11 protein-coding genes are annotated in these 12,297 nt (G+C 62.9%); 3 read left to right on the top strand and 8 right to left on the bottom strand.

Annotation, left to right across the window (positions count from 1 at the left end):
• From AC6CDK_RS16490 to AC6CDK_RS16515, 6 genes are all read right to left on the bottom strand, one after another.
• On the bottom strand, positions 1-241 hold a 241-nt coding region (locus tag AC6CDK_RS16490), incomplete at its 3' end, for a hypothetical protein (RefSeq protein ID WP_496639921.1).
• 265 nt (positions 242-506) lie between these two features.
• A complete protein-coding gene (locus AC6CDK_RS16495; RefSeq protein ID WP_039645331.1) occupies positions 507-860 on the bottom strand; it encodes a hypothetical protein in 354 nt (117 codons plus the stop codon).
• Between the two features lie 17 nt (positions 861-877).
• The gene (locus tag AC6CDK_RS16500) at positions 878-2,581 is read right to left on the bottom strand and encodes an amino acid ABC transporter substrate-binding protein (protein WP_066357566.1); all 1,704 of its coding nucleotides are present in this window, start codon (positions 2,579-2,581) and stop codon (positions 878-880) included.
• Positions 2,578-3,159, bottom strand: a complete 582-nt coding sequence (locus tag AC6CDK_RS16505) for an SCO family protein (protein ID WP_192905318.1) — start codon at positions 3,157-3,159, stop codon at positions 2,578-2,580. Before AC6CDK_RS16505 ends, AC6CDK_RS16500 begins: the two co-directional genes overlap by 4 nt.
• 153 nt (positions 3,160-3,312) lie before the next feature.
• Positions 3,313-4,377 carry a magnesium/cobalt transporter CorA gene (gene corA / locus AC6CDK_RS16510; RefSeq protein ID WP_039645325.1) on the bottom strand — a complete coding sequence of 355 codons (1,065 nt, stop codon included), beginning with the start codon at positions 4,375-4,377 and terminating at the stop codon, positions 3,313-3,315.
• A 3-nt stretch (positions 4,378-4,380) separates the two neighbouring features.
• Complete coding sequence (locus AC6CDK_RS16515) at positions 4,381-5,283, bottom strand: sensor domain-containing diguanylate cyclase (protein WP_039645323.1); 903 nt, start codon at positions 5,281-5,283, stop codon at positions 4,381-4,383.
• Between the two features lie 331 nt (positions 5,284-5,614).
• Between AC6CDK_RS16515 and dnaE the strand changes: the two genes are divergently transcribed.
• The 3 genes from dnaE (at position 5,615) to AC6CDK_RS16530 (ending at position 10,937) form a co-directional block, all read left to right on the top strand.
• Positions 5,615-9,082, top strand: coding sequence for a DNA polymerase III subunit alpha (dnaE, locus tag AC6CDK_RS16520; RefSeq protein WP_039645320.1), 3,468 nt, complete (start codon positions 5,615-5,617; stop codon positions 9,080-9,082).
• Between the two features lie 37 nt (positions 9,083-9,119).
• Complete coding sequence (locus AC6CDK_RS16525) at positions 9,120-10,079, top strand: acetyl-CoA carboxylase carboxyltransferase subunit alpha (RefSeq protein WP_039645318.1); 960 nt, start codon at positions 9,120-9,122, stop codon at positions 10,077-10,079.
• A 114-nt stretch (positions 10,080-10,193) separates the two neighbouring features.
• Positions 10,194-10,937, top strand: coding sequence for a pseudouridine synthase (locus AC6CDK_RS16530; protein ID WP_039645316.1), 744 nt, complete (start codon positions 10,194-10,196; stop codon positions 10,935-10,937).
• Positions 10,938-11,091: 154 nt separating this feature from the next.
• Here the strand turns inward: AC6CDK_RS16530 and AC6CDK_RS16535 are convergent, their stop codons facing one another.
• On the bottom strand, positions 11,092-11,337 hold the full coding sequence (locus AC6CDK_RS16535; RefSeq protein ID WP_082021142.1) for an Rdx family protein: 246 nt from the start codon (positions 11,335-11,337) through the stop codon (positions 11,092-11,094).
• Positions 11,334-12,236, bottom strand: a complete 903-nt coding sequence (locus AC6CDK_RS16540; RefSeq protein WP_039645314.1) for an Mrp/NBP35 family ATP-binding protein — start codon at positions 12,234-12,236, stop codon at positions 11,334-11,336. The genes AC6CDK_RS16535 and AC6CDK_RS16540 overlap by 4 nt, the downstream gene beginning before the upstream one ends.
• Positions 12,237-12,297 lie beyond the last annotated feature (61 nt).

Here is a 12,297-nt window from a genome sequence, read left to right on the forward strand (position 1 = left end):
TGGTTGCGTCACGCACTTTGCGCAGTTCATCGCGTCGTTTTTTCGCATCTTCTCGCTTTTTGACCACGTTTCTCTGGGCCTGGGGCACCTTGCTGTCAGGGGCATTCACGTCATAGTGCGCAGGCTGTTTCTCCTTTGCGCGCTTGTGACGGGTCGCCTTGGACGGCTCAGCTCCCATGCCCGACGCGACCAGAACGCCGGAAATCAGCAATCCGGTTACTGCTCCCATCAGTCTTTTCATGACCTGTTCTCCTTTTCTGAAAAGGTGATACTCAACACGGATGTGGCGTCATCGAATCGGCTTTAAGGCACGGCTTGAACGGTTTGGCTTGGTTGGGTGTTCGGATTGTGTATCGAAAAGTATACTGCTCTGTATATATCGTGTAAACGGGTGACAGGTTTTTTGAGAAATTATTTGTTGTTAATACGCGATGTGGCTGATCGGGATGTGCGTCGGCAGCAGCGCTGCCGGTGGTGTCGAGGGTGGTCTTCCATCCGGCGTCGTTCTATCTCACCCTGTTGAGATCATCGATCTTTACGACGTATTCGTCGCCGATGCAGACGCACGCTCCGTCCAGAAAGGGATTGCCCAGGTCAACGGTGATTTCGCTGTGGTCGGTGATCTTGATCATCCTCCAGCCGCCCGGCTCGATTACGTTCAGATAATTGAACGACAGGGCGTTGCAGCGGGTCCCGCAAAGATCCCGGCCCACCTGCAGGTCGGCCCCGGAGCCTTCTGCGGGCTGGTAGCGGTAATCTTTGACGATGAACACCCGTTCCCCTTCATCCCCATGGCAGTGGCCGCAGGGAGGGAGTGCGAGGCTCAGGAGGAGCAGGGGGGCAAGCAGGTTTTTCAGCATGGCGTTCTCCCGTGGGGTCAGGGAATGACCCATTCGCTGCGTCGTTCGAGTTTGGGCGATTCTCCCTTGCCGAGCTGGACGATGTAGCACCCCTTGGATGCATAGCGCTGGCCCGGACCGAAGCTGACCCGCTCGTAGAGGGGATAGTACATGTCGGTCATCATGCCGATGGTGTCCATGAGAAAGTCCCGGTAGTATTCCGCCCGCATCTCCATGAATGCCTTGCCCAGGACCTCGGCGGCGATGAACGATTCCCGGATGATCTTCTGGTCGAATGACTGGATATCCTTGCCGGGCAATACCTTTTTGACGGCGATGTCGAAGCGGACGTCTTCCTGGGGCAGCCGGTAGGGGTAGGTCAGGTAGAGCCGTTCGCGCAGCGGTTCGGGGATGGTCCAGAGAGTCTTGCCCAGATAGGTGCCGGAGGCCAGGAGGACCGTCGGCTGTTCCTCCTGGCCTGCGGCAGCACCGGCCAGGGCCGGCAGGGCCGAATCGTCGTCCCAGACCAGCAGTGCCGCGGGGCGGTGGGTGTCGAGGATCTCCCGGACCCGCTTGTCCGTGAGGCGTTCCCCTTTGGGCAGGCGGATGTCGAGGGGGGCGGCGTGTCCGCTCTGCTGCCAGGTGGCGCGGAACCCATCGGCCAGGGTTTCGCCCTTGCGGGTTTCCCTGATGATCTGGACCACGGGGCGGCTGTTGAAGAGGCCGGCCATGCCGTTGAGGTAGCGGGCGGCGGCTTCTCCCTCCTGCCTGACGCCGCGTGAAAAGTAGAGCGTGTACCAGTCGGAGTCTGAAATCACCGGGTAGTCGACCACGGGGAAGAGGCTGGGGATGCGGTTCTCCTCGCAGAACCGGTGAACCGGCTCCCATTCCCCCCCGGAGATGCCCCCCAGCAGGGCGAATACCGGTTCGTTGCGATAGTACTGGTCCAACTGGGCCCGCCAAGTCTCGGGCGGACCTCTCAGGATCCAGCGTGACAGGGAAAAGGTCATGCTGTGGAGGTCGCCGAGCATGTTGTACGCCATGCGCGCCACCCGGTAATTCTTCCGGGCGGCGAGGGCGAGGCTGTTCTTCCGGTCGATGCTGAACTGGATGGGGGTGAGCATCGAGTCCACTGCAACGGGGTCCGTGCCGTCCACGATGACCGTGGCGAACTTGATTTCCGAAGCGCCGACGCCCGGGGACGGCTTGTCGGAGAGCGCCTTCAGGTAGGCGATAAGGATCGCCATGTCCCGGTCCCCCAGCTCGTAGCGCGGCATCACGTAGAGCACCGAGCGGCCGGTGGGGTCGATCCCCGTGGCGATCAGGCTTGCCAGCGTTTCGTCGGTGTAGGCCGGCCTGACCGGCAGGTGCTTGGCATAGTTGGAAATGGAAGGGATGAATTCCGAGCCGGGAATGAACGGTTTGCGCTCCTGGTAGAGCACCCGGCCGTTGGTGGGGGGGGTCACCACCTCTCCCTCGAAGGAGCCGAGGCCGCTGTGCAGGTGGCAGCTCACGCAGGTGAATGCCGTGCCGTCCACCGGCACGTCTCCGCTCACGAACGCCTTCATGGGGGCACCCGAGGGGAGAACCCCCTCCCGGTACATCCGTTCGCCCAGACGCATCTCGTCGGGGGACAACGCGGCGGGCGGCTCCGCGGCACGGCCTGCCGCGGTCCCGCACAGCAGCGCGAGCAGCATGGCAACAGCGGAAAGTGCAAGACGTTTACCGGTCACGCAGATCATTTCAACCCCGCTTTGGTAAGTTCATTCATTAATTCGACGTTGCTGATGAGGCCGTAGATCCTCGTCCATTTGCCGTCGGCCGGCGAACGGATGAAGGTGAGGGGCTTGTGGTCCATTTTGTTGCGGAAGTAGGAGTTGAAGGCGTTCATCACCCGGTCGATGTCCCTGCGCGACCCCGACAGAAAATCCCACCCCGGCTTGGCCCGGTAGCGCGCGAGATACTCGCGCATGACTTGGGGCGTATCGTTCTCGGGGTCGATGGAGACGGACACCAGGTGGATCTTTTTCATGTCCGCGCCCAGTTTGGTCTGGAGATTGGTGTAGGTGGCGGAAAGGACCGGGCAGATGGTGGTGCAGGTGCCGAAGATGAAGTCCACCACCAGGGGCCGGTTCGATTCGACGAGTTCCTTGAACCGGACCTTTTTCCCGTCCTGGTTGATGAGGGTTACGTCGGGCATGCTGTAGCTCTCTACGGAGCGCTGGTAGGAACGGGAGGCGCCGTTGGCGTGGCCTGCAAGGGTCAGGCAGACGGCAACGGCCAGGACGGGACGGAGAAGCAGGCTCTTGAAGGTACGCATGCAGGTGTCATGACCTCCTGATGGATGGAGTCAAAAGAATTACTGACAGGCTGCGATAGAATCACGATTGCGTAATAGCATAGCCGACGACTAGTGGTTTGTCCAAAGCGCCCGACATATTTTTATCAGACGATTTATTGTGATAGCCCTGAGCTATAACCACCGCTTGCGTCGAAAGAAAATCCCCATGCCCAGGCTCACCAGGAGCATCAGCAGGAGAACGGCCGGGTAGCCCCAGTGCCATTCGAGCTCGGGCATGTAGCGGAAGTTCATGCCGTAGACCCCGGCGATGAAGGTGAGTGGCATGAAGATGGTGGCGATGATGGTGAGCACCTTCATTACTTCGTTGGTCCGGTTGCCGATGGCTGAAAGGTAGATGTCGAGGACCTCCGACAGGAGGTCCCGGAAGGTTTCCACGGTTTCGATGATCTGGATGCTGTGATCATAGACGTCCCGCAGGTAGATGACGGTTTCTCCGCGCACGAGGGGCGATTCGCGCCGCTCCAGCCGTCCCAGCACCTCCCGCAGGGGCCAGACGGATTTGCGCAGGAAGATGGTCTCCCGCTTGAGGTGCTGGATCTTCACGACCGTCTTGCGGCCGGGGCCGGCGATGACTTCCTCCTCCAGCACCTCGATCCGCTCGGCCAGGTCTTCGAGGATCACGAAGTAGTAATCCACGATGGCGTCCATGAGCGAGTAGAGGAGAAAATCGGCCCCTCCTTTGCGGAGCTTGCCCCGGTTCTCCCTCAGGCGCTGGCGGATGGGGTCGAAGAGGTCGCCCTTGAATCCCTCCTGGAAGGAGATGAGAAACGAGGGGCCGAGCACGAAGCTGACCTGCTCGGCGGCAAGGGAGCCGTCCGGTTGGAGGGAGAGCATTTTCAGGACCACGAAGAGGTAGTCGTCGAAGTCCTCCAGTTTTGGGCGCTGGTCGGTGTTGAGGATGTCTTCGAGGGTGAGGGGGTGGATGCCGTAGCATTCTCCCAGGGCCTTGAGCAACTCGGGCCGGTGGATTCCCTCCATGTCGAGCCACCGCACCCCCGGCTGGTCGCGCTGGGAAAAACAGTCGGCGATGTCGTTCGTTTCCCGCTCGCTGAGACTCGTTTCGTCATAGTCGACAATGGATATCCGGACCGGTTCGCCGGTCTGCTCGCCGATGTGGACCAGGCTGCCGGGAGGAAGGCCTGCTTTGCGGGAGCGCTGCTTGATGATCTTTTTCATGTTCTATGCACAGGTGACGCAGTTGCGTCCTGCCCCCTTGCTCCGGTACAGGAGTTCGTCGGCCCGCTTGAGCAGGCTCCCCACCGTGTCGTCCGAGGTTGCCAGGGTGGCGCCGATGGAGACGGTCACCCGCACGATGGTGTCGCCGGCCGTCATGCTCGACTCCTCGACCAGGCGGCGGAACCGCTCGGCCATCTCGTGCAGCCTGTCTTCTTTCACGTTGGTGATGACAGCGATGAATTCCTCGCCGCCCCAACGACCGATCAGATCGTAGGAGCGCACGGCATTGCGCAGGGTCCTGGCCGCCATTTTGAGGAGGTCGTCTCCCATCTGGTGCCCGAAACTGTCGTTGATCTCCTTGAAGTGGTCCAGATCCAGGAGCATGACCCCGAAGGGCCAGCCGTACCGGAACATCTCGTCGAATTTGGACTGGAGGTACATCTGAATGTAGCGCCGGTTGGCCACGCCGGTGAGGGGGTCCAGAAAGACGAGTTGCTGAAGCTCGTCGATCCGCTGGAGGTCCGAGAGCCGGGCGGAGTTGTCGCTGAAAATCTCCACGGCTCCGACGATTGCCCCGGCGCCGTTTCTGATGGGGGAAACCCGCACGTTGACCGGTACGCGATGGCCGGCCCGGTGATGGAGAAAAACCTCGGCTTCCCGGCACACGCCGTCCTCAAGGGTATGGGCAACGGGGCAGAGTTCCTCGCAGAGGCTGAGCCCGTCGCAGTCCGTGTGGCACAGGACGTTGTCCCGGCAGCGGGAACCGGTCACGTCGCCGGCCCCGTAGCCGGTGAGCCGTTCGGCCCCCCGGTTCCAGTAGGTGATGCGCCGGTCCCGGTCCACGAAGTAGACGCCGTCGTACAGATTGTCGATCAGTTCCTTGTAGAAGACCGTGTCAGGATTCATCAGCTATCGTTCCTCCGGGGCGGCGGAGCGTGTCCGCCCCTGTTCCGTTTATGCTAAGTGTATAGCACGCGCCGGCGATTTCCGCCAGGGAGGCATGGGAAAACAGCAGCGGGAGAAGAGAGCGCGCTGCCGGTAAATTCAGGCCGCCGGCACATCGCTGCGCCGGCGGGCCGGTAGTCCCGGCGTGTTGACAGGGTCCGGTGTTTCGTGACATAATCGGGAACATTTTTAGCTGGAGTAAAAATGGGAGTTGCAGGGTACCGCGGCTCCCATCGTTGTATGTGCTTCAGGGCCCCGCGTGCTGCCGCGGGGCCTGTCCACAGGGATATCAATGAGCTTCGTCCATCTCCATCTCCATACCCAGTACTCCCTCCTCGACGGCGCCATCCGCCTGGGCGACCTGGTGAAAAAGGTTAAGTCCCACGACATGCCCGCCGTGGCCATCACCGACCACGGCGCCATGTTCGGGGCCATGGAATTCTACCTCAAATGCAAGGACAAGGACGTGAAGCCGGTCATCGGCGCGGAGGTCTACATCGCGCCGGGCTCCCGTTTCGTCAAGGAGGCTCGGGGAGGGGAGGCCGGCGCCGGCTACCACCTGCTGCTCCTGTGCGAGAACATGACCGGCTACCGGAACCTGTCCAAACTGGTCTCCATCGGCTTCAAGGAAGGGTTCTACTACAAGCCGCGCATCGACAAGGAGGTCCTGGCCGAGAACGCCGAGGGGCTCATCTGCCTTTCCGCCTGCCTCAAGGGCGAGGTTGCCTATCTGTGCGAACGCGACCGGATCGCCGAGGCGGTGGACGTGGCCCGCTGGTATGCCGATCTCTTTCCGGACCGCTACTACATCGAGCTTCAGGAAAACGGCCTCGTTGAGCAGGACAAGGCCAACCGGGGGCTGCTGGAGGTGGCGCGGGAGGTGGGTCTGCCGCTGGTGGCCACCAATGACTGCCACTATCTCAACCGGGAGGATGCCCGGGCCCACGAGGTGCTCCTCTGCATCCAGACCGGCAAGACCATGAACGATCCGTCGCGGATGCGCTTCTCCGTTGACGAGTTCTACGTGAAGACCCCCGAGGAGATGGCCGCCGCATTCCACTATGCGCCCGAGGCGATCTCCAACACCGTGAAGATCGCCGAGCGGTGCGATCTTTCCTTCGACTTCAAGACCTATCATTTCCCTCGCTTCGAGCCCCCTGTTGGCCTGAGCCTTGATCAGATGCTGGAGGAGGCTGCCCGCACGGGGCTGGAGTCGCGCCTGACCGCCATCCGGGTCAAGCACCCGTCCATGACTCCCGTGCAGGAGCAGGCCTACTGGGACCGCCTCGCCATCGAGCTCGCCTGCATCAAGCAGATGGGCTTCCCGGGCTACTTTCTGATCGTGGCCGACTTCATCAACTGGGCCAAGGACCACGGCATTCCCGTGGGCCCGGGCCGGGGCTCGGCGGCCGGCTCGCTGGTGGCCTATGCCATCCGGATCACCGACCTGGACCCGATCCCCTACAACCTCCTCTTCGAGCGCTTCCTGAACCCGGAGCGGATATCCATGCCCGATATCGACGTGGACTTCTGCCAGGACCGGCGCGAGGAGGTGATCCAGTATGTCACCGAGAAGTACGGCCGTGACAAGGTCTGCCAGATCATCACCTTCGGGACCATGTCCGCCCGGGCCGTCATCCGCGACGTGGGGCGCGCCCTGGACATGACCTACGGCGAGGTGGACCGGATCGCCAAGCTGGTGCCGGAAGTCCTGGGCATTACGCTGGAAAAGGCCATTGCGCAGGAGCCCAAGCTCAATGAGGCCGCCGAGGCCGATCCGCGGGTGAAGGAGCTGCTGGAGGTGGCCCTGCGCCTGGAGGGGCTTGCCCGCCATGCCTCCACCCACGCGGCTGGCGTGGTGGTGGCCCCCGATGTGCTGGAGCAGTTCTGCCCGGTCTACAAGGATCAGAAAAGCGGCTCGCTCACCACCCAGTACTCCATGAAGTACGTGGAGAAGATCGGGCTGGTCAAGTTCGACTTCCTGGGGCTCAAGAACCTGACGGTCATCTTCAACGCGGTCCGGCACATTAGAGCCGACAAAAAGCCGGACTTCGACATCGCCGTCCTGGGGGACGACGACGAGGAGAGCTACAAGCTGCTCCAGGCCGGCAACACCACCGGCGTCTTCCAGCTTGAATCCTCGGGGATGCGGGAACTGCTCCGCAAGCTCAAGCCCTCCTGCTTCGAGGACATCATCGCCGTCTGCGCCCTCTACCGTCCCGGCCCCCTCGGCTCGGGCATGGTGGACGACTTCATCGACCGCAAGCACGGCCGCAAGAAGGTGGTCTACGACCTGCCGCAACTGGAGCCGATCCTCAAGGACACCTACGGGGTCATCGTCTACCAGGAGCAGGTCATGCAGATCGCCCGCTCCCTGGCCGGCTACTCCCTGGGCGGCGCCGACCTGTTGCGCCGGGCCATGGGCAAGAAGGACCCGGCCGAGATGGCCAAGCAGCGGGACATCTTCCTGGAAGGGGCCAAAAACAACGGCATCGATCTCCAGAAGGCCGGCGCCATCTTCGACCTGATGGCCAAGTTCGCCGAGTACGGGTTCAACAAGTCCCACTCGGCCGCCTATGCCCTGGTGGCCTACCAGACCGCCTACCTCAAGGCCCACTATCCGGTGGAGTTCATGGCCGCGCTCCTGACCGAGGACATGGCCAACACCGACAAGGTGGTCAAGAACATCGCCGACTGCCGCGAGATGGGGATCGAGGTGCTGCCCCCGGACATCAACGCCTCGGATCTGTCGTTCCGGGTTCTGGGCAACTCCATCCGCTTCGGTCTCGGCGCGGTCAAGAACGTGGGCGAGTCGGCCATCGAGGCCATCATCGAGGCCCGGTGCGACGGCCCGTTTAAGGATATTTTCGAGTTCTGCGAGCGGGTTGACCTGCGCAAGGTCAACAAGCGGGTGGTGGAATCCCTGATCAAGTGCGGCGCCTTCGATTCCACCGGCGGGCGGCGCTCCCAGCTCACGGCAGCTCTTGAAGATGCCATGTCCCTGGGCCAGAAGATCCAGCAGGAGAAGGAAAGCGCCCAGGTGTCGCTCTTCGGTGCCGAGGAGATCGTCCGGACCAACGGCAACGGCAAGGGAAAGGTGCAGCTCCCCGATCTGCCCGAATGGGACGACAAGTTCCTGCTGGCCCAGGAAAAGGAGGCCCTCGGCTTCTTCATCACCGGCCATCCCCTGGGCCGCCACGAGAAGGACATCCGGCGTTTCACCACCGCTGACACCGCCACCCTGGAGGAGCGGGCCGACAAGAGCGAGGTCAAAATCTGCGGCATCGTGGCCACCATGAAGGAGCTCATGACCAAGAAGGGGGACCGGATGGCCTTTGCCACCCTGGAGGACCTGGTGGGCTCCGTGGAGGTGGTGGTCTTCCCCGAGGTCTTTGCCAAGGCGTCGGAATACCTCAAGTCTGACGATCCGCTGCTGGTCACCGGCACCATCGACAAGGGGGAGAAGAGCGCCAAGATCATGGCCAGCGACGTGGTTCCCCTCCGGGACGTGACCGCGCGGCAGACCTCACGGGTGATCTTCGCCCTGCAGGGGGACGGCCTCGACCGCTATCGCCTGGAGGAGCTCAAGGCGATCATGCTCCGCCATCCCGGTACCTGCAAGGCCACCCTCACCATCGACATCCCGGACCAGTGCCGCGCCACCATTGCCCTGCCCGATTCCTGCATGGTTGCGCCCTCCGACGAATTGACGGTGGAGGTCAAGAATCTCTTCGGCTATCATGCCGTTGCGTTTGAATAGAGCGAGAAGGTAACGCATACCCAAAGGAGAACACTCAATGGCTGCCCAATATTTCATGGAATTCGAAAAGCCGGTGGTTGAGCTGGAGAAAAAAGTGCAGGAACTGGCCGAGCTGGCCGGCACCAACGCCGAACTGGCGGGCGAAGTGACCAAGCTTGAGAAGAAGGTCGACCGGATGCGCGAGGTGATCTTCTCCAACCTGTCCCGCTGGCAGACGGTCCAGGTGGCCCGCCACATCGAGCGTCCCTTCACCCTGGACTACGTCAACCTGATCTTCACCGATTTCACCGAGCTCCATGGCGACCGGCTGTTCGGCGACGATCACGCCATTGTCGCCGGCCTGGCAAAGCTCGACGGCGAGCCGGTGGTGGTCATCGGCCACCAGAAGGGGCGCGACACCAAGGAGAAGGTCTACCGCAATTTCGGCATGCCCAACCCCGAGGGGTACCGCAAGGCCCTGCGGATCATGGAGCTGGCCGAGCGGTTCCGGTTGCCCATCATCACCTTTGTGGACACACCCGGCGCGTTCCCCGGCATCGGCGCCGAGGAGCGGGGCCAGGCCGAGGCCATTGCGCGCAACCTCAGGGAGATGGCGGCCCTCACCGTGCCGATCATTGTCGTGGTCACCGGCGAGGGAGGCTCCGGCGGGGCGCTGGCCATCGCCGTGGGCGATCGGGTCCTCATGCTCCAGTACTCCATCTACGCCGTCATCTCCCCCGAGGGGTGCGCCGCCATCCTCTGGTCCGACGGCACCAAGGGTGAACAGGCCGCCGAGGCCCTCAAACTGACCGCCAGGGACCTGAAGGAGCTTGAGGTTATCGACGAGATCGTGCCCGAGCCCCTGGGCGGCGCCCACCGCGACCATGAGACCATGGCCAGGACCCTCCACGACGCCATCGCCCGGCAGTTGAAGGAGCTGAAGGCGATCCCCCCGGAGCAGCTGGTGGAGGAGCGGTACCAGAAATTCCGCAAGATGAGCCGTTTCATCGAGGGGTAGGGCCGAGACGCACCGGGGGCGGCAACCGCCTCCGGGCAACCTGACAGTCTGAAGGCTGGAGACGTTTGCGGGGAATTACCCGGTCTTCGGCCTTTAGTCTTTTTAGAGGGGCATATGGAAGAACGATTGCAGAAGCTGCTGTCCCAGGCGGGGGTCGCGTCCCGGCGCGAGGCGGAACGGTTCATCACCGAGGGGCGGGTGGCGGTGAACGGCACGGTCGTTACCGAGCTGGGGAGCAAGGCCGACCCGGAGCGGGACCGGATAACCGTGGACGGGCAGCCGGTCCGTCCGGCGGAGAAGAAGGTCTATCTCATCCTCAACAAGCCCGTCGGTTACATGACCACTCTCAGGGACCCGGAGGGGAGACCCATTGTCACCGATCTCCTCAAGGGGCTCGATGTCCGCGTCTTTCCCGTGGGACGGCTCGACTACAATACCGAGGGGCTTCTGCTGCTCACCAATGACGGTGCCTGGGCCAACCGGCTCGCCCATCCCCGCCACGAGGTGGACAAGGAATACCTGGTCCGGGTGCGGGGTTCGGTTGCCAAGGAGCAGGTCCGGCGCCTGGCTGCCGGCGTGGAGCTGGACGACGGACCAACGGCGCCGGCAAAGGTGGAGGTGTCCAGCCAGAGCGACAACAACACCTGGCTCTCCATCGTGATTCACGAGGGGCGTTACCGCCAGGTGCGCCGCATGTGCGAGGCCGTGAGCCTGTCAGTGGTCCGCCTGCGCCGGGTGAGATACGGCGCGGTCTCGCTCGGCGACCTGAAACCGGGGGAGTACCGGCCCCTCAGCCCGGCGGAGGTGGCGGCCCTGGCCGGCCGCGAAAAACGCGATCAGCGCCGGCGGAAGGCCTGATCGCGCAACGCTGCTTTTGCCGGGTTGCTTTATACCTCTCGGGGCGTCGGCGATGCTCAGTACATCGACCGGCAGCCATTCCGGGAATTCACCTTCGCATTCTGCCGGAGGGTAGTTTTTCTGAGTTCTTCTAAGACGTTCGTACGCAGTCCTTTCAGCCCGAGGTGCCCTGGCGCCGGGCGCGGATTGCCGGGATGATGTCCAGCGGCTCCGGCATCCGGCCCCGTTCGAGGCGGGAGAAGATTATCTCTCCGTCCAGGTACACGGCAAACTCGCTCCGCGGTGCCTGTTTGTCGAGTTCCACCGATACATCCCCTTCCGTCTGCTCGATCAAGCGGGCCAGACCGGCCGCAATGGGATACTGGCTTCAGGTGGGGCAGAACAGGATCCTGACCTTCATTGTCCACTCTCCCGTGCCGCGTTGTCGGCGGCATCGCACCGGGCCGAGACAGTCGCCACCATAGCGGCAAAGGCTTGTGCCGTGGGGGAGTCGGCCCGGTATTCCACCAGGGGCTCTCCCTCGTCGCCGGCTCTGACCATGGCCGGGTCCAGCGGGATCCTGCCCAGGAACGGTATGTTCATTTCATCGGCCATGAGCCTGCCGCCGCCGCTCTTGAAGATGTCGATCCCTTCGCCGCAGTGGGGGCAGACAAAGCCGCTCATGTTCTCGACCACGCCGATGACCGGCAGCTTCATCTGGCGGCAGAAGGTGACCGACTTGCGCACGTCGGTGAGCGCCACGTCCTGGGGAGTGGTGACGATGACGGCGCCCTCCGCCCCTTCCAGGAGCTGGATCACCGAGAGAGGCTCATCACCGGTCCCTGGCGGGCAGTCGACGATCAGGTAGTCCAGGTCGCCCCACGCCACGGCGGCCAGAAACTGCCTGATGACGCCATGCTTGGCCGGCCCCCGCCAGACTACCGCCTCTGCCCGGTCGCGCAGCAGCAGCCCTACCGACATGACTTTGAGGGTGTCGCTGTAGGGAACCGGTTCGATCCGTGCGGCGGCAGTTGCCGGAAGCCGGCCCTCGATGCCGAGAAGGGTCGGGATGCTCGGCCCGTGCAGATCGACATCCAGCAATCCCGTCTTCTTGCCGCTGAGCGAGAGGGCCACGGCCAGGTTGACCGCCACCGAGCTCTTGCCCACGCCACCCTTGCCCGACAGCACCACGATCTTGTGCTTGATGTTGAAAAGGGCCTCCTGCAGCTCAATCTGCTCCTTGAGCCGGTGCAGTTCTTCCACCTGTTTGCTGTTGCACGATTTCTGCGCCACGTTCTCACTCTGCTGCGTGCCGTTCACCTTGCTCCTCCTGTCGAATGCCGTCGGCTATCTATCGCTGCCCCGGTGGCGGGGGGGGGGG

This window comes from Geobacter sp. PheSNFMC, from assembly GCF_059620965.1.